This window comes from Paraburkholderia sp. BR14312 (assembly GCF_040948675.1).
GTDB classification, from domain to species: domain Bacteria; phylum Pseudomonadota; class Gammaproteobacteria; order Burkholderiales; family Burkholderiaceae; genus Paraburkholderia; species Paraburkholderia nodosa_A.
Genome location: NZ_JBFPKI010000012.1, coordinates 26,502 through 47,178, shown reverse-complemented (window position 1 = coordinate 47,178; position 20,677 = coordinate 26,502). Strand labels below are relative to the sequence as shown.

Here is a 20,677-nt window from a genome sequence, read left to right as displayed (position 1 = left end):
GCATGCATCGAGCCGTCCCGCGCGCGGGTAAGGCGCACCCGTTCCTGGGAGGGACATGATGAAACGCATTGCAGTGGCGGCGCTGACCGCCGGGCTGACGGCGAGTGCGTATGCACAGCACGCCGGCGACAACGTCGTCGCACTCGGCTGGTTTCACGTCACGACGCAGCATTCGAGCACGCCGCTCACCACGGACGTCGCGCCCGTGCCGATCAACACGCCGCTGCGGCTGCCCAGTTCGTTCACTTCGGCGGGCACGGGGCTTTCGGCATCGAATGCGGATACGGTCGGCCTCGTCATCAGCCACTTCTTCACGGACCATATCGCGCTCACCTCGGTGGCGGGCGTGCCGCCCACGTTCAAGCTCTATGGTCACGGCACGATCAAGCCGCCAGGCCCGGCGGGCGCGCTCGGTAGCCAGAATCTCAGCGATCCGGCAACGAACCCCATTGTCGGCAGCGTGCGCCAATGGAGCCCGGCGCTGATCTTCCAGTATTACTTTCGCGACGCCGATGCGAAATTCCGCCCGTTCCTCGGCATCGGCGTGTCGTACAACTGGTTCTCGGACATCCAGCTCAATCCGAACTTCGTGAAGGCCACCCAGGACGATCTCGGCTCCGTGCTCGCAGCGGGCGCCGGCAAGTCGGGGCAAACGCAGATCAGCGCGAAGGCGTCGTCGTCGTGGTCGCCGGTTTTCAATCTCGGGGCCACCTACAACGTCACGAAGCATCTGGGGATCGTTGCGTCGGTCACCTATATTCCGCTGAAAACGACGTCCTCGGTGATCGTCAAGGCAGCGGACGGCAGCGAGCTCGGCGTGAGCCGGGCCGACCTCAAGGCCGATCCGATCATCTCGTTCCTCGCGCTTTCTTACCGCTTCTAAGGGCGCGTCGTGCCGGCGCAACGGCGAGGAGGCGCATGCGCGTAAGGGCGAGAACGCCCGCGTCAAAGCATGCACCCTCCCGTGCGCTCGCGTGGGCCGGGCCGCTCGCGCTAAAATCGCGGCATGCCGAAAACGCCCAAAGCCCCCGTGACCGATTCTGCGCCCGAGCGTGTCACCGACAGCGAATACACCGTCGACGAACTCGCTCGCGTGGCGGGCACGACGGTGCGCAACGTGCGCGCCTATCAGGACCGCGACCTGCTCATGCCGCCCGAGAAGCGCGGGCGTGTCGGCATTTACAACGATTCGCACGTCGCGCGGCTCAAGCTCATCAACCACCTGCTGGCGCGCGGCTACACGCTCGCCAACATTCAGGATCTCATCCTGGCGATCGACGACGGCGGCGACCTGCGCTCGATCCTCGGCCTGGAGAATGCGATCGGCGGTCCCTGGTCGCATACGCGGCCGAAAACGTATTCGCTGCCGCAGCTCATCAAGCTGTTCGGGCCGCAAGCGCCGAGCAGCCTTTCGCGTCTCGCGGACCTCGGGCTGCTCGAACGCCAGGGACTGTCGTTCGTCTCGCGCAATCCGGGCATGCTCGACGCCGCGGCCGCCACCGTGCGCGAGGGCATTCCCGCACGCGAGCTGCTCGACGTGCTCGAAGAAACGCGTCCGCATTTCGACGCCATTGCGCGCGTGCTGGTGGAAATGGTCGTGCGCCATCTGGATCGCTACGATCAGGGCGCGCTGCCGCCCGCCACGGACATGCCCGCGCTCGTCGACGCGATCTGGCGGCTGCGCCCGCTTTCCACGGTGTTCGTCGAGCACGAGATCCTGCGCGCGCTCGAAGCGCAGTCGAGCGACTACCTCGGCGGCCGGGTCGCGACGATCCTCGACAAGACGCTCGGCCGCGAGCGTGCAAGCGAGGCCGCGCCTTCGCCCGCTTCCGCGCCTGCCAGCGCCGCGAAGCAGCGCGCGCCCAAAGCCGCGCCTCGCAAGAGCGCCGCGCGCGCGCCGGCTGCCGCAAAACCGGCTCGCCCCGCGAAGAAAACCGCGCTCAAGAAGCGTTAAACGCGCGCGTCGTCTCTCCTCGTTTCTGCTTCCCCGAGCGCGTGAAAGGCCCCGCCAGGCGGCCTTTCACGCGCTGGCCTCCCCTTGCGCCCCTACTGCTGTTGATGTGTTAGAGCGCTGAATCTAGCCCCTTGCGCATTGGCGTCGATCGCACTATGTTTACATCCATCAATGTCACAGTCATAGATGGATGGACAACAGGGAGACGCTCCGGATGAATGCACCCGCCCGTACCGGCGACGCGATCGGCATCGCCATCATCGGCACTGGTTTTGCCGGTCTGGGCATGGCGATCCGCCTGCTGCAAAGCGGCAACCAGGACTTCGCGGTGTTCGAGAAGGCTGACTCCGTGGGCGGCACCTGGCGCGACAACCATTACCCCGGTTGCGCCTGCGACGTGCAATCGCATGTGTACTCGTTTTCGTTCGCACCCAATCCGCGCTGGACCCGTATGTTCGCGCCGCAGCCCGAGATTCGCGCCTATCTGAATCGCTGCGTCGATCGCTTCCGGCTTTTCCCGTGGCTCAACTTCGGGCACGAACTCACGAACGCGACATGGGACGAAGCCGCGCACTGCTGGCGCCTTGCGTTCGCCAATGGCCGGCGCCTCACCGCGCGCGTGCTGATTTCGGGCATGGGCGGCCTTTCGCGCCCCGCGTTGCCGGCGATTGCGGGACTCGACACCTTCGAAGGCAAGGCCTTCCACTCGCAGCACTGGGACCACGACTATGCGCTCGAAGGCAAGCGCGTCGCCGTGATCGGCACGGGGGCAAGCGCTATTCAGTTCGTGCCGCAGATCGCGCCGCGCGTGGCGCAACTCTCGCTCTTCCAGCGCACGCCGCCGTGGATCATGCCCAAGCCCGACCGCGCCATTTCGGGCTTCGAACAATGGCTGTTCCGCACGCTGCCCATCACGCAGGCGCTCGCTCGCGCGGGCCTTTACTGGATGCTCGAAACGCGCGTGCTCGGCTTCGCGGTGCATCCCGCGCTCATGAAGAACGTGCAGAAGCTGGCGTTGCGCCATATCCGCCACCAGGTGCCCGATCCTGAACTGCGCGCGGCCGTGACGCCCGACTACACGATCGGCTGCAAGCGCGTGCTCATATCGAACGACTACTATCCGGCGCTCTCACGCGAGAACGTGCAGGTGGTGACGAACGCAATCGAGCGCGTGGACCGCACTGGCGTCGTGACCGCCGACGGCGTGCATCACGAAGTCGATTGCCTGATCTACGGCACCGGCTTTCAGGTGGCCGATCCATTCCCGCCGGGCACGATCGTGGGCCGCGGCGGCATCGATATCGTCGAGACCTGGCGCAACGGCGCACATGCCTACCTCGGCACGAGTCTGCCTGGTTATCCGAACTTTTTCATGCTGGTCGGCCCGAACACCGGCCTCGGCCACAACTCGATGGTGTTCATGATCGAATCGCAGATCGAGTATGTGCTTGGCGCGCTCGCCGCCATGAAGCGCGACGGCGCCGATTCGATCGATGTGCGGCCCTATGTGGAAGCGCGCTACAACGAGCGCATCCAGAACAAGCTTGGCCGCGCGATCTGGTCGGTGGGCGGCTGCAAGAGCTGGTACCTCGACCCGCGCAACGGCAGGAACACGACACTGTGGCCCGGTTTCACCTGGCGCTTTCGCCGCGCCACCGCGCACTTCTCCCTCGCCGATTACCAGGTCTATCGCGCGCCGCATGCCGCACAGCACGAAGCGCCGCTCGCCGTGGCCACGCAACCCACCGAGGCCGCCTGAACAGGCGCAATCGTCCCACCCGGAGCCGCCCATGAAACGCTTTGACAACAAGGTCGCCGCCATCACCGGAGCGGGCTCGGGCATGGGCCGCGCGCTCGCGCTCCAGCTTGCCGGTGCCGGCTGCCATCTCGCGCTCGCCGACCGGAACGCCCCGGCGCTCGAGGAGACCGCTCGCATCGTGGGCGCGCTTGCCCCTTCAGTACGCGTGAGCACGCGCGTGCTCGACGTGAGCGAGCGCGACGCCGTATTCGCGTGGGCCGACGAAACAGTTGCCACGCACGGCGGCATCAACCTCGTCTTCAACAACGCGGGCGTCGCGCTGTCGAGCACCATCGAAGGCATGGCGTACAGCGACCTCGAGTGGATCGTGAATATCAACTTCTGGGGCGTCGTGCATGGCACGAAGGCATTTCTGCCGCATCTGAAGGCGAGCGGCGACGGACACATCGTCAATACGTCGAGCGTGTTCGGTCTTTTCGCACAACCAGGCATGAGCGGCTACAACGCGACCAAATATGCCGTGCGCGGCTTTACCGAAGCGCTGCGCCAGGAACTCGACATGATGCGCTGCGGCGTGTCCGCGACCTGCGTGCATCCGGGCGGCATTCGCACGAACATCGCGCAATCGAGCCGCGTGGCGCACAACATGGTCGGCTTTATGGTGGCGAGCGAGCAGCAAGGCAAAGACGACTTCGAGAAGTTCTTCATCACCACTGCCGACGACGCTGCCCGCATCATCCTGAACGGCGTGAGGCGCAACGCGCGGCGCGTACTGATTGGCCGCGACGCGCGCGCAGCCGACTGGCTCGCGCGCACGCTGCCCGCCGCGTACCAGGCGCTGGTCGTGATGAGCGCGCGGCGCGAAGCCGCGAAGGCGCGCCGCCGCGCCGCGCGCGGGTCCGCCGCCACGCAATGAATAACAGCAGGCACACAACAGGGAGCCATAACATGATGCCGATACGGCGCGACATCCGCTTCGCATTACCGCCCGAAAGGGCCTGTGACTGGCACGTCGAGGGCGTGCCGGTCACCCACTTCTTCAACGCGCTTTCGCTGCTCTTTCCCGCGGGCGAGCGCTTCTTCATGGATTCGGTGCGGCACTACCGCGACCGCATCGAGGACCCCGAACTCAAGAAGCAGGTCATGGGCTTCATCGGGCAGGAGGCGATGCACACGCGCGAACATGTCGAATACAACGACTTGCTGCAGGCGGCGGGCTTGCCTGCGCACAAGCTCGACAAGCGGTTGTGGGCCATCCTCAACTTCGCGCGCAAGGTGTTGCCGCCTTCGCTGCAACTCGCGCAAACCGTGGCGCTCGAACACTACACGGCCATGCTCGCCGACCTGCTGCTCGCCGATACGGGCACGCGCATCGAAGGCTCGGTGGCGGGCTACAAGCAGATGTGGCTCTGGCACGCGCTGGAGGAAACCGAGCACAAGTCGGTCTCGTTCGATGTCTGGAATCTCGTGATCGAGCCAGGCGTCAAGCGCTATTTCATGCGAACCGGTACGATGCTCGCCACCACGGTTCTCTTCTGGCTCATCGTGTTCGACTATCATCTGGCGCTTTTGCGCGCGCACCGCCGACGCCAGGGCAAGGTGCGCGGCACATGGAAGCTCGTGAAGTTTCTCTACGGGCCGCGTCACGGCGTGTTTCCCGGCATCGCGCTCGAATGGCTGCGCTTTTTCAAGCCCGGCTTTCATCCGTGGGATCACGACAACCGGCGCCATCTCGCGCGCATCGACGGCCTCGTTGCGCAGATCGACGAGACCAACGCGCAGTACGCCTCGCGCGCCGCCCCGCGCCGCGTGCCGCTGCATCCGGCGACAACGCCGCGCGCGGTGTGAGCCACGTCATGCGCGGCGCACCCGAACCCGTGTTCGTCCAGTCCGACGACGTGCGCCTCGCGGTCTACGTCGGCGGGCCCAACGATGCGCCGCCCGTCGTGCTCGTGCACGGCTACCCGGACTCGGCGCGCATCTGGAGCGCGCTGCGCAGCGAACTGGAGACGCGCTTTCGCGTGATCGCCTACGACGTGCGCGGCATGGGGGCCTCCGAAGCGCCGCGTGCGCAGTCTGGCTACGCGCTCGCGCAACTCGCGCGCGATCTGTTTGCGGTCGCCAATGCCACCTGCGGCGCGCAGCCGTTTCATCTGCTGGCGCACGACTGGGGATCGATCCAGTGCTGGGAGGCCGTGACCGATCCGGCGAACGCTTCGCGCATTGCTTCGTACACCTCGATATCTGGCCCGTGTCTCGACCATGTTTTTCTCAAGCCGCGCGTCCCGGCGCAGTTGCTGAAGTCGTGGTACATCGCGTTCTTTCATCTGCCGTTCGTGCCCGAACTCGCCTGGCGCCTTGGCGGCGCGGCGTTGTGGCCGTGGTGGCTGCGCAAGACCGAGCGCGTGCGCGTCGAGCCTGATCCCCGGCAGTTGCGCAACGCGCTCAACGGGCTGCAACTCTATCGCGCGAATTTTCTTGCGTGTGCGCGGCGCCCGCGCGAGCGCAGCACGCGTATTCCGGTACAGTTCATCGTGCCGCGTTTCGACCGCTATGTGACGCCGGCCATGTCCGAAGGCATCGAGCGCTGGCTTGGACAACATCAGCGCGAAATTATCGCCGCGCCGCATTGGGCCGTGGTGAGCGAGGCGCGGCAGATCGCGGCGCGCTTCACGCGTTTTGCCACTTGCGTTTCGTCACGCGCACAAGGCTTCGAACCCAACCTGCCCCCAGAGGACCGCCAGTGAACCCACTTGCCCTGCCTGCCGCGGTCGTTGCAGCCGGCGCTGCACTCGCCGCGCTCGCCGCATTCACGCGACGCGCCACGCGCCGCATCGAAGCCGCCGTGCCGATGGACGGTCAATTGGTCGACATCGACGGCGACCGGATTCATTACGTCGAGTTCGGCAGTGGGCCGCCCATCGTGTTCATTCACGGCCTGAGCGGACAAATGCGCAACTTCGCGTGGCTGCCCATGCAGGCGCTCGCGCGAGAACATCGCGTGATACTCATCGATCGCCCGGGTTCCGGCTACTCCACACGCGGGCCGCACGCATCGGCGACCATCCGCGCGCAGGCGCGCACGGTCGCGCGCTTCATCGAAGCGCTGGGTCTCGAATCGCCGGTGCTCGTCGGGCATTCGCTCGGCGGCGCGATCGCGCTGGCCGTAGCGCTCGATCATCCGCACGCCGTTTCGCGGCTCGCGCTGATCGCGCCGCTCACGCACGTGCAGACCGAGGTGCCCAAGGCCTTCCGCGCGCTCGTGCTGCGCTCGAACGCCGTGCGCCGCTTCGTGGCGTGCACGTTCGCTACGCCCATCGGCCTCGCGACCAGTTCCGCGGTCCTCAAGCAGGTGTTCGCGCCCGAGGCCGTACCGGGCGATTTCCGCACACGCGGCGGCGGACTCCTGAGCTTGCGGCCCAGCGGCTTCTACAACGCCTCCGCCGATCTCGTCGCGATTGAAGACGCCGATGATCTCGTGCAGATGGAACAACGCTACGCAGAACTGAGCGTTCCCGTTGATGTTCTGTTTGGCCGTGACGACGTCGTGCTCGACTGGACCCGACACGGCGAGGCGCTCAGCCGCCTCACGAGCCAGGTGACGCTCAAGGTGATGAGCGGCGGCCATATGCTGCCCGTCACCGCGCCGTCCACGACCTACGACTGGCTGCTCTCCGCGCTCTCGGGCACAGTGCACGCGAGCCACGAGCGCGCGATCGAGGCGGATGAGTCGCGCACGGACATCGGTTCGCCGGCACCGGGCGTGTTGGGCAATCCGTCTGTGACTTAGCCGGCCTCGCCACACGGCGTGCGCTGCGTGAAGAGGAAATCGCGAAGCCGAAAAATGCGTCGGCCCGCGTGCGAACGCGCGGGCCGCAAGCATTCATCAAGGGAGACAGAAAATGAAAATTCAGAAAGCGCGGACGTTCATCGCGTGTGCGGCGCTTGCGCTCGCCAGTAGCACGGCATTCGCGCAAGGCAACGGCGCGCAAACAAGCGACGCATCGCAAAGCGCAACGTCCGCCGCCGAAGTCGCAAAACTGAGCGTCGATCAACAGGTTCGCTGGCTGCAGCGCGCACAGAAGAACGACACGCTCACGAAGATGGACGATGCGCAGCTCACTGCGCTCTTCGAGGCGTTCGATCCGCTCGTCGTGCCCACGCTCATCAAGCTCGGCCCGGCGGGCTATCCCTCATATGAATTCGTGCTGTCGCGCTGGGAGCGCCTGAACGGCAAGTGGCCCGCGAAGCCCGCGCATATGCTCGTGAAGCTGGAGCACGAGCCGCTGCGCATCTACGCGAAATGGCTGCCCGACGGCGATCATTCGGGCGAGGAGGTGATCTACGACGCCTCGAAGCGCAGCGACGAAATGTACGGACACCTGGGCGGCCTGCTCGGCGTGATGCCGATGTGGACCGCACTCGACGGCACGCTCGCGCGCTCGCAATCCAATCACAAGATCACGGATCTCGGCACCGAATTCATCGTGAGCCAGTTCATGACCGACGCGAAGAAGTACGTCGAAGTGGGCGCGTCCTACAAGCCGCAAGTCGAGGTAAAAACGATAGACGGCGTGCGTGTGGTAGCGCTGACCTACGTTTCGCCGAGCGGCAAGCCGCAGTTCTACGCGAAGAAGCAGACGCTGGGGCTGGACCTGCGGCATCCGTATTTCCGCACCGTCGAAGCCTACGGCGACGACGGACAGATGTTCGAGAAAATCGTCATCGACAGCATCACGCCGAAATCCTTCGACGACGAAGCATTCGATCCGAAGAATCCCGATTACAAGTTCTGAAACCTGGGCTACGAGAACAAAGGTGAGGCTTTTCGGGAGGAGCGCACGACATTCGACTCCTGGAACTCCTCACCTATCGTTGTATCGGTGAACTCACGATGCGGTGAATGACTCACCGCCGCGCGCGCTCAACGATACTTCTGCAACTCGGCATCGGTGATGGGTTGCGCCGGCAGATTCAGCATGCCCGGCAAGTCGTTCAGCTTCGGCAAGCCGCTGACATTGGCCCAGCGTCCACCCGAGCCCTGATAAACAAGCGTAGGCGTACCGTCGAAACCGAGGTCCTGAAAGAGCTTGATGTTGTCGTCGAGCTTGTTCTTGTCGGCGGCGGAAATGTGCGCGAGCGGGGCGATGCCGCCCGATTCGTCCTTTTCCGAGTAGTGCGTTTCCAGTTCTTTGAGCAGCGCAGCGCCGTCTTTCGCCTCCAGCAGTGCGGCTGCCTTGCCCGCCGAATCGGGCTTCAGAAAGCCCATAGGAATCCAATGCACCTGCAGGCCGACCGCTTCATACGGTTGCAGCGCTTTCCACACTAAGTGACAGTAAATACAGTTTGGGTCCATAAAGACATAAAGCGTCGACTTCACGTTCGGCCCATTCGCGCCTTCGACGACCGCACTAGCATTCTGCAAGCTTGCAGCCGCCGTTGCCGGCAACCAGGTGGGCTCAGCGGCCACGGCGGCCGTAGCACCGGCGCTCATTGCCAGCGCGCCTGCAGCGATCAGCATGCGTGTGAACTTCTTCATTCTTTCCCTCTGACTGGATAGCGCGTCACGTCGCGAGTCTGTGAAGCGAAGGCTCGTATCTTAGGTTCGGGCCGTGGCACGTCACTGACGCCAATATGGCAAAGGCGTCAGGTGCGCAGCAAAGGTGAGAGTTTGCGGGAGGACGTTGGACCCTAGAACTTGAACCGCAACTGAAACCCGATGGTAAACGGCAGATCGTCAGACGGTATCGGCGGAATGACGATGAAGTTCACGCCCACGCGCTTGTACGCGACCATCACGATAGGCGCGACCACGGGCCCGATCGTATGGTCGTGGCCGAGGCCCCAGTTGCCATAGTTGTAGCCCGAGATGATGCCGCCCATCGCCGCGAGCCGCACGAAGCCCCAGTGCAGAAACTCCGGCGCCCACACTGCGCCGCCATAATAAGAGGGCCGGCGCAACGAGTTGCGAAAACCGCCTGCCGTAAGGGCCCACGTGTCGCCAGGCCAGCATTCGATGCCGAGGCCCGGATTGAATTGTTCGAAGTCCTTGTCGGGATGGATGTGGTACGAGCCCACCATCGCATCGACCCACAGGCCCGAACTACACCAGTTCGCCGCGTGCGCCGGCTGCGCCGTGCCGAACAGCAGCACCGGCAGGAGCGACAGGGCGGCAGCCGCGCCGCGTTTCGTTTTCCTCGCCAGTTTTGTCGCTGCCGTTGTCGTTATCGTTGCTGCGTCACCTTGCTTCTGCCAAAACCGCATGGGCTCTCCGTCCTTTCTTGCGCCGATCCGCTTGAGGATCGTCAGTTTTCTGATTGCTGGTTCGCGGTGAATGACGAACTGTACCGCAACCCGAAGCGTGCGCAATGGAGTCGAGGCTCGGATCGGGCAACTCGCTCGCCGCCGGCATGGTGCCAGCGTAGCGAGTCGTCCCGATGAAAGCGAAGCGTCAGAGGCCGAGGTCGGAGAGGCCCGGATGATCGTCGGGACGGCGCCCGAGCGGCCAGTGATAGAGACGATCCGCCTCGCGGATCGGCAGGTCGTTGATCGATGCGTGACGGCGCGCCATCAGGCCGTTCGCGTCGAATTCCCAGTTTTCGTTGCCATACGAGCGGAACCAGCTGCCCGAATCGTCGTGCCACTCATAGGCGAATCGCACCGCGATGCGATTGTCCGTGTACGCCCATAGCTCCTTGATCAGGCGATAGTCGAGTTCGCGCGCCCACTTGCGCGTGAGAAGTTCGACGATGGCCCCGCGGCCCGTCACGAACTCGGCGCGATTGCGCCACACGCTTTGCGGCGTGTATGCAAGTGAAACGCGTTGCGGGTCGCGCGTGTTCCAGCCGTCTTCCGCTGCGCGCACTTTCTGTATGGCGCTCTCGCGCGTGAACGGCGGCAGCGGCGGACGTACTTCGGGCGAATCACTCATGGTCTTGCTCCTTGCGTTGGGCGGCGCGCCGTGGCGGTGCGCGCGATGGGGATCGGTTTTGGGATTGGCTTGGGGAATCGGAACCGCTTTTCGGTGCGAGGGCGTCGAGCAACGATCGGCCTGCCGCGCGTGCGTCGAGCGCCGCATCGGCGTCGCCGCTGACGAGCGCGACGCCGATCGCGCCATCGATCAGGATCAGCCATTGCCGCGCGAGACGGGCGGCGATCCGGCGATCGACGCCGACGATTGCGGCCCACGCCTCGCTCTGTTCGCGCACGAAGTCGAGCAGACGCTCCTTGTGTTCGCGCGCGACCACGCGCACGGGGTCGGCAGGCGACGCGATCTCGCCGGCGGCGTTGAGAAACGCGCAACCGTGAAAGCCTTCGGACGTGAACCACTCGCGCAATACGTCGAACATGCCGACAAGACGTGCCTGCGGCGTGCGTCCACGCGCGAGCGTGCCGGCGACGAACCAGCGCATCCAGCGCTCGTCGCGCCGCGAAAGCGCAGCCGCGACGAGCGCGTCCTTCGATTCGAAATACGTGTAGAAGCTTTTGCGCGCCGCCCCCGCCGCGCGAACGATCGCATCGACGCCCGTTGCGTGAATGCCGCCCGCGTAGATCAGCGCCTCAGCGGCTTCGAGCAGGCGCTCGCGCGCATCGGCCTGCGGCGCGTCTGCGTTCGCTTCGGTGTTCGTTACGGCGGGCGGGCTCATGGCTAGTCTCGTTGGGCGCGATTGCGGCGGGATTGCGAAGGTCAGCGGGAGAATGATCGTTCTCCCAGTCCGCAATGTAGAACGATCATTCTCCCAAGTCAAGACACTTTGCTGTCGCGTGCGCTGCGCTGCGCCCTAACGCGATCCCACAGCCCGCGTCCTGAGACCGCGAACACGGCGACCACGACCAGCGTGAGGCCGAGCACGCGCGTGAGCGTAAGCGGCTCGCCGAGCAGCACCGTGGCCAGCGCCACGCTCGACACCGGCGCCACCGCGGTAAAGACTGCGGCCTCGCCGCCCGGCACGCGCGCCGCGCCCGCATACCAGAGCCAGAATCCGGCCACCGTCGGCACGAGCGCGTAATACGCCACGCCGAGCAAGGCGTTCAACTGCACGGTGTGAGCCGCGCCAAACCAGCCGGGCAGCGCGCACAAGCCCGCTACGACGAAGCCGATGCCCGTCATCGCGCTCGCCTGCGCAAGGGGCGGCCACGGTTGCGACAGCCGTTTGTTCAGCAGGACGAACAGGCTTTCGCACACGACGGCGCCAAGGATCATCGCGTCGCCCGTGAGCGAGCGAGCGCCATCGCGATGCTCGCCGGGCGCGAGTGTGATCATCGCCACGCCGAGGCTCGCGATCGTCACCGAAACGAGCGTCCTTGCGCGCAGCCGCTCTCCGAGCACCAGCGCCGCCGTCAACGCGCAGACCGCCGGTAGCGTGCCGAGGATGATGCCGGCATCGCTCGCCGAAGTACGCTGCGTGCCCGCGATCAGCAAGACCGTATACCCGACGCTGCCGATCGCAGCCTGTGAGACGAGCAACAGCGCGTCGCGCAGGCCGGGACGCGGAAACGCCGTACCGGTCAGACGCATGAGCAGCAGAAAGACCGGCAACGCCATCCCGAAGCGCAGCGCGGTGGCCGGCAGCGGATCGAGCCCGGCGCCGATGGCCTTGCTCGCAATGACCGTGCTGCCCACGGTGAGCATGGCCGCCGTCAATTGCGCCTGCGCGACGGATCGGGGGGAGAGGGTCAAGCGCCGCGCGTTTTCGTGCGACGGCAATCGGTTCGACATGGAGCGCTCCTCGTGGTGATACGCCTGTATAGGCTCACGACGACGCGCCGTCTTGGATCGTTGTGCGTCAGCGGATGATGCGCGTGCGACTCATGCCGCGCGCAAGCCGGTAACGCCCCGGCGATACGCCGAACTGCCGCGCGAACGCGCGGTTCAAGTGGCTCTGGTCGCAAAAACCGGCGGCCAGCGCGGTCTGCGCCGGGGCATGGCCCGCCTTGAGCAGGCGCCGCGCGAGCGCCACGCGGCGATGCAGGATGTAGCCGTGCGGCGCGACACCGAACGCACGCAAAAAGCCGCGATGGAGCTGGAAGCGGCTCAGCCCCGCCGCCTGCGCGAGTTCGGCGAGTAAGAACGGTTGGGCCGGGTCGGTGTCGATCATGTCGCGCACGCGCGCGAGCGACGCCGGTGAGCACTGCGCGAGCACGCGCCGGTGGCCGAGCGCCTCGACGAGCCGCGTGATCACCTCGAGCGCGGCGGCGTCGAAGGCCATCTGCGAGAGGTCATGGCCTGGGTCGGTGACATGAGTGAAAGCCGCATCGAACAGCGCGCGCAAACGCGGCTCGCTGATCACCGGCGCGTGGAGCGCAAAAGTGGCGTCCTCACCTTGCGTGATGTCGGCTTGCAGCGCGTCGACCCAGCGCGGCTCGAAATACAACATGCGCCACGTGCGCCCGGCGGCGTCGAGCGGGCGGCCGTCGTGCACCTCGCCCGGATTGACGAGGATGAGGTCGCCCGGCACGGCCTCGACCTGGCCCGCATCGCTGAGCGAGACATGGCCGCCGCGATCGATCACGCCAATGCCGTACTGGTCGTGCGTGTGACGCCCGAACGCGCGCGCCGTGGCGGCCGTCATCGCGTCGACGTCGCGCACGAGCGTGGCGTGAAAACGCACGGCGTGGTTCGTGGCTGGCATAGTCGGCTCTCCGCTCGTTCGGGCTCCAATCGGCGTATGAGACCCGAGTTTCGCGCGGCGCGCAATGTGCGCGTGACCTGGACGAGAAACTGCGCGGGTCGCCGCGATCCGGCCCCGTCGCGTTATGCTTCGCGAACCGGATGGAAGAAACGCACGTCGCCAAACGTCCTTACGGGTGTCGACGAGTCAAAGGGAGATGAGATGAAAGACCGGCCGCTGGTATCGCTTGCGCCCCTCGTTCGCGGCTCGCGCCGCGCCTTCTGCATGGCGCTGTGCGCAGCGAGTCTCGCCGCGTGTACGCCGCTGCGCGTGGTCACGCACAGCGTGAGCCGCACGGAAGCCGACGTGCCGGCGGGACACTACGTGATGGATGCGCATCACTGGAGCGTCGTGTTCGACGTCGATCACTTCCACTACACGCGCTTCGTCATGCGCTTCGACCGCGCGCAGGCGACGCTCGACTGGCAGGCAGGCGGCCTCGAAGCGGCCGCGGTCGACGCAACCATCGACGCCACGAGCCTCGACACCAATGTCAGTGCGCTCGACACCATGGTCAAAGGACCGCAGATGCTCGATGTAGCACGCTATGCGCAGATCCGCTTCACGAGCACGCACTTCGAGCGCACGGGCGAAGGGCGCGGCACGCTCACCGGTAATCTCACGATCCGCGGCGTGACGCAACCGGTGACGCTCGACGTCACCTTGAATGGCTACGCGCCGAATCCGCTCACCAAGCAGCCTACGTTAGGCTTCACCGCATCGGGCCATTTCAAGCGCTCGGCGTTCGGGTTGACGAGCTGGTATCCCGCCGTGGGCGACGAGATCGACGTGCGCATCGAGGCCGAATTCGAACAGCCGGCGCCGGGCGGAGCGCCGTAACAGCCTCTCCAAATCAATGCGCATTCAGGCCGTGGTCCAGTCGAGAATCACCTTGCCGCTCTCGCCCGAGAGCATGGCCGCAAAGCCCTTCTCGTAGTCGTCCACCCCGAAGCGGTGCGTGATGATGGGCGAGAGATCGAGCCCGCTCTGCAGCATCGCGACCATCTTGTACCAGGTCTCGAACATCTCGCGGCCGTAAATGCCCTTGATTTCCAGCCCCTTGAAGATGACCTGATTCCAGTCGATGGCGGTTTGCGCGGGCGGGATGCCGAGCAGCGCCACCTTGCCGCCGTGGTTCATCGACTCGAGCAACGCCGTAAACGCGCTCGGCACGCCCGACATTTCGAGGCCCACGTCGAAGCCTTCGGCCATGTGCAGTTCGTTCATCACGTCGCGCAGCGACTCGCGCGAAACGTTCACGGCGCGCGTTGCGCCCATCCTGCGCGCAAGCTCGAGCCGGTAGTCGTTGACGTCCGTGATGACGACGTTGCGCGCCCCCACGTGCTTCGCGATCGCCACCGCCATGATGCCGATCGGCCCCGCGCCCGTAATCAGCACGTCCTCGCCCACGAGGTTGAACGAAAGCGCCGTGTGCGTGGCATTGCCGAACGGATCGAAGATCGCGGCGAGATCGTCGGAGATCTCGGGCGGAATCTTGAACGCGTTGAAGGCCGGAATCACGAGGTATTCGGCGAACGCGCCTTCGCGGTTCACGCCGACGCCCGTGGTGTTGCGGCACAGGTGACGCCGCCCCGCGCGGCAATTGCGGCAAAAGCCGCAGGTGATATGCCCTTCGCCCGATACGCGATCGCCAATCTGGAAGCCGCGCACCTCCTGGCCCATTTCGACGATCTCGCCCACGTATTCGTGGCCCACGTGCATCGGTACCGGAATGGTCTTCTGCGCCCAGTCGTCCCATTTCCAGATGTGGATGTCCGTGCCACAGATCGCGGTCTTGCGGATCTTGATCATCACGTCGTTGTGGCCGACTTCGGGCTTCTTCACGCGCGTGAGCGTGAGTCCGGGCGCGCGTTCGAGTTTGGCGAGTGCTTTCATTTGATTCGCAATCCTTGTCAAATCACGCCGAGCTGCCTGCCGACCCGCGCAAACGCCTCGACGGCGCGGCCGATCTGTGCGGACGTGTGCGCGGCGCTCATCTGCGTGCGAATGCGCGCGCGGCCCTTGGGCACGACGGGATACGAAAAGCCGATGACGTAGACGCCCTCGTGCAGCAGCGCGTCGGCCATTTTCGAGGCGACCTGGGCGTCGCCCAGCATCACCGGAATGATCGGGTGCTCGCCGGGCACGAGCGTGAAGCCGAGCGCGCTCATTTCGCGACGGAACTGTGCGCCGTTCTCGCGTACCTGGCGGCGCAGTTGTGCGCCTTCGTCGCTCTCAATCAACTCGAGCACCGCAAGCGTGGCGGCCGCGATGCTCGGCGTCAGCGTGTTCGAGAAAAGATAGGGGCGCGAGCGCTGGCGCAGCAAGTCGACGACTTCCTGCTTCGCCGCGATATAGCCACCCGACGCGCCACCCAGCGCCTTGCCGAGTGTGCCGGTGATGATGTCCACGCGCTGCAGGACGCCGCAGTGCTCCGGCGTGCCGCGCCCATGCTCGCCGATGAAGCCGACCGCGTGCGAGTCGTCGACCATCACGAGCGCGTCGTAGCGGTCCGCGAGATCGCAGATGCCCTTGAGGTCGGCGATGATGCCGTCCATCGAAAACACGCCGTCGGTGGCGATGAGCTTGTAGCGCGCGCCGGCTTCGTCCGCTTCTTTCAGCTTTGCTTCGAGATCCGAAAGATCGTTGTTCTTGTAGCGATAGCGGCGCGCCTTTGAAAGGCGCACGCCGTCGATGATGCTTGCGTGATTGAGTTCGTCGCTGATGATGGCGTCTTCTTCGCCGAGCAGCGTTTCGAAGAGACCGCCGTTCGCGTCGAAACAGCTGGAATAGAGAATGCAGTCTTCGGTTTGCAAAAACGTGGCGAGCGCGCTTTCGAGCTGCTTGTGCACGCTTTGCGTGCCGCAGATGAAACGCACCGACGCCATGCCGAAACCATCGCGCTCGAGCCCGTCCTTTGCGGCGGCGATGAGACGCGCGTCGTTGGCGAGGCCGAGGTAGTTGTTTGCGCAGAAGTTGAGCACGTCGCTGCCGTCTGCGAGCCGGATGTCGGCCGACTGCGGCGTGGCGATCACGCGCTCGTTCTTGTAGAAGCCATCGGCGCGAATCTGGTCGAGCGTCGCGCGCAAGTGGTCGAGATACGGGGTACGCATGAATCGTGCTCCTCACATCGCTGCGGCCTGCCGCAGTTTTGCTGCGACAGGCCTGCGGTTTGTCTGCAGTTTGCTATAGTCGCCGTCAGCCGCTGGCGAAAATTTCCTTTATTTCGAACCCGAGTTCGATATGTCGAACGCACTCTAATCGATGAGGCCGTGAATGGCAAGCACCCGCAAACCGCGATCCGCCCCGGCGGGCGCCGTTCCTGACGCCCCTGCGTCGGCCGCAACTCACGTACTACCTGCTTCCGCCATGCCGGCCATCGCGCCGCCGCGCGTGGGCGAGCAGATCCAGCGGCTGCGCACCGAGCGCAAGATGACGCTCGACGACCTCTCGCGCGCCGCGGGCGTCTCAAAATCCATGCTATCGGAAATCGAGCGCGACAAGGCGAACCCGACCATTGCCGTGGCATGGCGGCTCACGAACGCGCTGGGCGTCAAACTCGATTCGCTGTTCGCCGCCCCGAAGGCGCCCGAGGCGATCGCGGTGGCCGGGCCGCACGACATCCCAACGCTGCACGGCCACGACGCGGGTTACCAGTTGCGCGTGTGGGGACCCATTGAGCTGGCCGGCCACTTCGAATGGTATGAGCTAACGCTCAAGCCCGGCGGGGCGCTGGTTTCGGCCGCGCACGAACCCGGCACGCGCGAGCATCTCACTGTGCTGCAGGGAAGCATCGAGGTGGAGGCGGCCGGCGCGACGCAGCGTCTGAAGGCCGCGGACACGGCGCGCTACATTGCCGATCAGGCGCATGCGATCCGCAACGCCGGCAAGGGTGAAGCACGCGCGCTGCTGGTGGTGATTCACGGCTGACGGCCCGCCCCACGGCTGGCGCTGACCGAACGGACGAGGCTGCGCGATCGGTCCGACTACTGTATATTTATACAGTGAAAGTCCGACTGGAGCCGTCGATGTCCCTCCCAACCGAACTACCGCGTGAGCCCGCTCTGGCGGCCTTGCGCTTTCAGGCCGCCGCACGCGACCTCGAACACATCGTTCGCAACATCGCGCAGCGTTATATCGCGCGGCAGGTGCCGCTAACGTGGCGCCTGCTGCATGCCATCGAGGCCGAAGCCCTCGCGGATCTCGGCTTTGCCAGCCGCCACGACGCCTTGATGCTTGGCCTCTTTCAGCGGCCGGGCGACCTCGCCTGGCCAGAAACCGACGAGGCCGTCGACTTCGGACACTCCAACGCGTTGCCGGCGGTATTTGCATTCGCGGTGTCGGCCTACGAACGCGCCGCACAAGGCGCGGAAGAGTCCCGCCGGCAGGCAAGACGCCACGACGCGGTACGGCGTGCGAGGGCTTGGGGTGGCTGATCATCGAGCTATCGCTATAATGTTCGTGTAACGCAACTAACGGAATGATAGAGATGGCGTCTTCGACTTCCTCACGCGACCTCTTCGACCAGCAACGCCAGGACTGGCAGCGCGACCCCGTCGCAGCGTTCGACGCCTGGCTCGCCTCGCAGGACTTGCGCCGTTCGTCCGCCGAGGTCTATCGCGTGCAATGGGGGCGCTTCCTCGAATGGCTCGCGCTCAAGCGCAAGACGATCATGACCGTCGATACGGGCACGATCGCCGAATTCGTCGCTAGCCTCGATATAAAAAAACCGCAGCGGCTTCGCTACCTGCGGCTCATCGAGCGCGTGCTCGATCACGTGCGCGAAATCGAACTCGCCTCCACGAATCCGGCGCGCTTCATCGCCCAGGACGGCGAAGCCGCATGGCGCAACGCGCGCGAAAACGAGCCAACCGGCTTCCTGACGCCCGCCGAGCGCGCCGCGATCATCGGCCAATTGTTCTCGCCGCTCGTCGAGCCATCGGCTGCGAAACGATGGCGCGAGCGCCGCGACCGTGCGCTCGTCGCCATCTTCCTGGGCGGCGGATTGAAAACGGGAGACGCCATCGCGCTCACGCTCGATTGTGTGGCGATCGGCTCGGAGTGGGTCACGATTGAAGCCGCCAATCCGGCGTTTACGCGCGTCACGCGACTGACGCCATTTGCCGTCGACGTGCTCGGCGCCTGGCTCGAAGCGCGCCGCCTGGCCGGACTGCCCGGGCAGCTGGTGTTTCCGGGTTCGCCCTCAGGGCGCCCCATGCACAAGGCCACAGTGCTGCGCGCCATCGACGCATTGATGGACGCGGCGGGCGTGGCGAAAACGCGCGCCGAACGCGCGAGTCCGCAGACCTTGCGTAACACGTTCGCGGCAGACCTGTTCGAGCGCGGCGCGGATATCGATCAGGTAGGACAGTGGCTCGGCTTTCTGCAGCCGATCTCTGCGGGGAGGCTCCATCGTGCATGGAAGACGTGGGCGGAACGCGAGGCGTCGCAGCACGTATCGGCGCAAAACGACGAGGCATGAAACGTCGCGTCGGCCGGCGATTGAACGTTTGAGAGGCGTGTGCGCGCCTCCCGTAAAAGCTCACGTCAAGCCTGTTCGTGTGAATGCTTGCCGGCCATGAAGCGCGCGTACGCCGCAAGCTTCGTCGCGCCCGTGCCCGAGGTGTGCTCGCACTCCGGGCAAGTGAATTCGAAACCATCGTCCACTTCGGACAACTCCGGTTCCCCTTCGTGACAGTTAGGACAACGCGCCGGCAAGGCGACTTGACCGTCGACTACGGTGCCGAGACTCGCCAGTTCGGCTGCGCCCAGCCGGCCCGCGGCAGCCAGTGAACACAGCAACGACGCGACCGAGGTATCGAGTCCCTGCTGCCCGCGTAATGCCGTGACCTGCCGGGTAAGCACGTCCACTTCGTCGGACCGTTCGCGCAGCACGGCGTCGAGCCGGTCGGCGCGGGCCTTCGCCGTCGCCAACTGCTGGATGAAATCGAATTCCTTCTTGCTGGCATCGCGCTGGGCCGCCTGCCACGTCGACGACATGGTGCGCAGCGAATCGAGTTCGACCAGCATGGGCTTCACGCGCCGTTCGGCCTCGGCGAGCGCGTCCTTGATCTGCTGCGCGTAGTGCTCGGTGCTCTTGCGCATTTCCTCGTGCAAGCCGTCGATGCGGTCGCGCAGCCCCGCGTTGGTGGTCTGCTCCGCCTCGATCCGCTTGCGCAGGGCGTCGTTTTCCATCTCCAGACGCTGTACCAGCACTTCCCGATTGCCATGCGCTGCGACGCCCTGCGCGGACGCCGCGGCGAGCTGGCTTTCGAGTTCGCGCACCCGCTCATAGGCCGCTTCCACGCGCGCTTCGCTGCGCTGCAGCATCTCATCGGCGGCTGAACGACGGGCCTCGGCCTCCCGGGTCGCCTGCTCGGCATCGAGGCGGCCGGCTTCGAATTCCGTACGTTCCGCCTGCAGGGCTTCGCCCGCGAGCGCGAGCGCTTCCTCGAAAAGCGCGCCCAGCAGCTCGCCGGCGCGCTCTTCCAGTGCGGGCGGAATTGCCCCGGCGCCGACACGCACTTTGGAGGTCGCGCGAATGCGCTGCCAGAAAAGCTCTATATCCTTGGGGATGTCGCTGGCGCTTCCGGTTTGGGTCAGCTCGCGGACGGCAGCCATCGAGGGCTTGATCTCGAAATCGAAGAACAAGCGTTTGCAGGCGTGTAAGGACAGTTCCTGCCTGCGTGCTCCGTTTTTTCGCAAATCCTCGATTTCTTCGCGGATTGCCTGTCGGTCCTGGTCTCGCATATTCGTCTTCTCGGCAGTGGAGTGGACGAATAATAACAAATTACGTTCTATTTGCTACGTTTTTGAGTCCTGAGCTTGCCAGCGGTAGGGTGATGGCCGTCAAGGGGCCATCTATCTCGTCACGAGAAGAGATCAGCGCGGGTTTTCCGTGAAACAAATCGAACTTTGTTTCATAAGCCCTTGTAAACGCGTGAATTTCTCACCTGATTCTACTGCGATCCGTTGTTTCACGCGAGCCGCCTCGGGGAGGTGGCGCGGTGGTGGGTTAGGAATGTGGATATCTCGAGTAGCTCGCGGGAGGATTCTTGCTTGAGAGATATAAAAGTAAACACCCTTGATACCGGTTAAAAACGTTAACGCCACGGCAAATCCTTGCCTGGCGGGGGTTTCCGGCCGATCAGGTGAAGCTTTACGGGACCTTGGGTGAGCGCCTGCGGGACAGTTCGGTGGCGGGCTTCGGGAACGCCGGTGAGCCACTGCAGGAGAGGACGTGAGCGGGTTCAGGAGCGGGGGGATTCTTGACTTCCCGGCAAGGGTGAGGCG

The 20,677-nt window shown here is 65.1% G+C and carries 21 protein-coding genes; 12 read left to right on the top strand and 9 right to left on the bottom strand.

What is annotated here, in order from left to right; translation table 11 throughout:
- Positions 1-58 precede the first annotated feature (58 nt).
- The 8 genes from AB3X98_RS29895 to AB3X98_RS29860 all read left to right on the top strand — a co-directional run bounded on the left by AB3X98_RS29895 (position 59) and on the right by AB3X98_RS29860 (position 8,509).
- Complete coding sequence (locus AB3X98_RS29895) at positions 59-883, top strand: OmpW family protein (protein ID WP_141710540.1); 825 nt, start codon at positions 59-61, stop codon at positions 881-883.
- Positions 884-1,006: 123 nt separating this feature from the next.
- Positions 1,007-1,954, top strand: a complete 948-nt coding sequence (locus tag AB3X98_RS29890; protein ID WP_368606534.1) for a MerR family transcriptional regulator — start codon at positions 1,007-1,009, stop codon at positions 1,952-1,954.
- Between the two features lie 214 nt (positions 1,955-2,168).
- Positions 2,169-3,713 (top strand): flavin-containing monooxygenase, encoded by a 1,545-nt coding sequence (locus AB3X98_RS29885; protein ID WP_368606533.1) that lies wholly within the window; start codon positions 2,169-2,171, stop codon positions 3,711-3,713.
- A gap of 31 nt (positions 3,714-3,744) precedes the next feature.
- A complete protein-coding gene (locus tag AB3X98_RS29880) occupies positions 3,745-4,629 on the top strand; it encodes an SDR family NAD(P)-dependent oxidoreductase (RefSeq protein WP_368606532.1) in 885 nt (294 codons plus the stop codon).
- A 32-nt stretch (positions 4,630-4,661) separates the two neighbouring features.
- The gene (locus tag AB3X98_RS29875) at positions 4,662-5,561 is read left to right on the top strand and encodes a metal-dependent hydrolase (RefSeq protein ID WP_368606531.1); all 900 of its coding nucleotides are present in this window, start codon (positions 4,662-4,664) and stop codon (positions 5,559-5,561) included.
- Positions 5,562-5,569: 8 nt separating this feature from the next.
- A complete protein-coding gene (locus AB3X98_RS29870; protein ID WP_368606543.1) occupies positions 5,570-6,460 on the top strand; it encodes an alpha/beta fold hydrolase in 891 nt (296 codons plus the stop codon).
- Positions 6,457-7,503, top strand: coding sequence for an alpha/beta fold hydrolase (locus AB3X98_RS29865; protein WP_368606530.1), 1,047 nt, complete (start codon positions 6,457-6,459; stop codon positions 7,501-7,503). The genes AB3X98_RS29870 and AB3X98_RS29865 overlap by 4 nt, the downstream gene beginning before the upstream one ends.
- 112 nt (positions 7,504-7,615) lie before the next feature.
- Positions 7,616-8,509, top strand: a complete 894-nt coding sequence (locus AB3X98_RS29860) for a DUF1571 domain-containing protein (RefSeq protein ID WP_069261539.1) — start codon at positions 7,616-7,618, stop codon at positions 8,507-8,509.
- Between the two features lie 128 nt (positions 8,510-8,637).
- On the opposite strand, the gene AB3X98_RS29855 is transcribed toward AB3X98_RS29860, so the two are convergent.
- From AB3X98_RS29855 to AB3X98_RS29830, 6 genes are all read right to left on the bottom strand, one after another.
- Positions 8,638-9,252, bottom strand: coding sequence for a thioredoxin fold domain-containing protein (locus tag AB3X98_RS29855; protein WP_368606529.1), 615 nt, complete (start codon positions 9,250-9,252; stop codon positions 8,638-8,640).
- A 152-nt stretch (positions 9,253-9,404) separates the two neighbouring features.
- Positions 9,405-9,977 carry a hypothetical protein gene (locus tag AB3X98_RS29850; protein WP_368606528.1) on the bottom strand — a complete coding sequence of 191 codons (573 nt, stop codon included), beginning with the start codon at positions 9,975-9,977 and terminating at the stop codon, positions 9,405-9,407.
- Between the two features lie 187 nt (positions 9,978-10,164).
- A complete protein-coding gene (locus AB3X98_RS29845; RefSeq protein WP_069261541.1) occupies positions 10,165-10,644 on the bottom strand; it encodes a nuclear transport factor 2 family protein in 480 nt (159 codons plus the stop codon).
- Positions 10,637-11,359 carry a TetR/AcrR family transcriptional regulator gene (locus tag AB3X98_RS29840; protein ID WP_368606527.1) on the bottom strand — a complete coding sequence of 241 codons (723 nt, stop codon included), beginning with the start codon at positions 11,357-11,359 and terminating at the stop codon, positions 10,637-10,639. The genes AB3X98_RS29845 and AB3X98_RS29840 overlap by 8 nt, the downstream gene beginning before the upstream one ends.
- A gap of 98 nt (positions 11,360-11,457) precedes the next feature.
- Positions 11,458-12,432: a DMT family transporter gene (locus AB3X98_RS29835; protein WP_368606526.1), complete on the bottom strand. Its 975-nt coding sequence runs from the start codon at positions 12,430-12,432 to the stop codon at positions 11,458-11,460.
- 67 nt (positions 12,433-12,499) lie between these two features.
- On the bottom strand, positions 12,500-13,345 hold the full coding sequence (locus AB3X98_RS29830) for an AraC family transcriptional regulator (protein ID WP_368606525.1): 846 nt from the start codon (positions 13,343-13,345) through the stop codon (positions 12,500-12,502).
- Between the two features lie 264 nt (positions 13,346-13,609).
- On the opposite strand from AB3X98_RS29830, the gene AB3X98_RS29825 reads away from it, so the two are divergent.
- Positions 13,610-14,224 (top strand): YceI family protein, encoded by a 615-nt coding sequence (locus tag AB3X98_RS29825; RefSeq protein WP_368606542.1) that lies wholly within the window; start codon positions 13,610-13,612, stop codon positions 14,222-14,224.
- A gap of 24 nt (positions 14,225-14,248) precedes the next feature.
- Here AB3X98_RS29825 and tdh read toward each other — a convergent pair whose 3' ends face one another.
- Together tdh and AB3X98_RS29815 are read right to left on the bottom strand one after the other, a co-directional pair.
- The gene (gene tdh / locus AB3X98_RS29820) at positions 14,249-15,280 is read right to left on the bottom strand and encodes an L-threonine 3-dehydrogenase (protein WP_368606524.1); all 1,032 of its coding nucleotides are present in this window, start codon (positions 15,278-15,280) and stop codon (positions 14,249-14,251) included.
- A gap of 17 nt (positions 15,281-15,297) precedes the next feature.
- A complete protein-coding gene (locus tag AB3X98_RS29815) occupies positions 15,298-16,497 on the bottom strand; it encodes a glycine C-acetyltransferase (protein ID WP_069261546.1) in 1,200 nt (399 codons plus the stop codon).
- Between the two features lie 256 nt (positions 16,498-16,753).
- Here AB3X98_RS29815 and AB3X98_RS29810 point away from each other — a divergent pair, with 256 nt between their 5' ends.
- The 3 genes from AB3X98_RS29810 (at position 16,754) to AB3X98_RS29800 (ending at position 18,866) form a co-directional block, all read left to right on the top strand.
- Complete coding sequence (locus tag AB3X98_RS29810) at positions 16,754-17,314, top strand: helix-turn-helix domain-containing protein (RefSeq protein ID WP_368606541.1); 561 nt, start codon at positions 16,754-16,756, stop codon at positions 17,312-17,314.
- Between the two features lie 98 nt (positions 17,315-17,412).
- Positions 17,413-17,820, top strand: a complete 408-nt coding sequence (locus AB3X98_RS29805; RefSeq protein ID WP_069261548.1) for a DUF2471 family protein — start codon at positions 17,413-17,415, stop codon at positions 17,818-17,820.
- Between the two features lie 53 nt (positions 17,821-17,873).
- Positions 17,874-18,866, top strand: coding sequence for a tyrosine-type recombinase/integrase (locus AB3X98_RS29800; protein WP_368606523.1), 993 nt, complete (start codon positions 17,874-17,876; stop codon positions 18,864-18,866).
- Positions 18,867-18,931: 65 nt separating this feature from the next.
- Here the strand turns inward: AB3X98_RS29800 and AB3X98_RS29795 are convergent, their stop codons facing one another.
- A complete protein-coding gene (locus tag AB3X98_RS29795) occupies positions 18,932-20,134 on the bottom strand; it encodes a DNA-binding protein (RefSeq protein WP_069261549.1) in 1,203 nt (400 codons plus the stop codon).
- Positions 20,135-20,677: the final 543 nt, after the last annotated feature.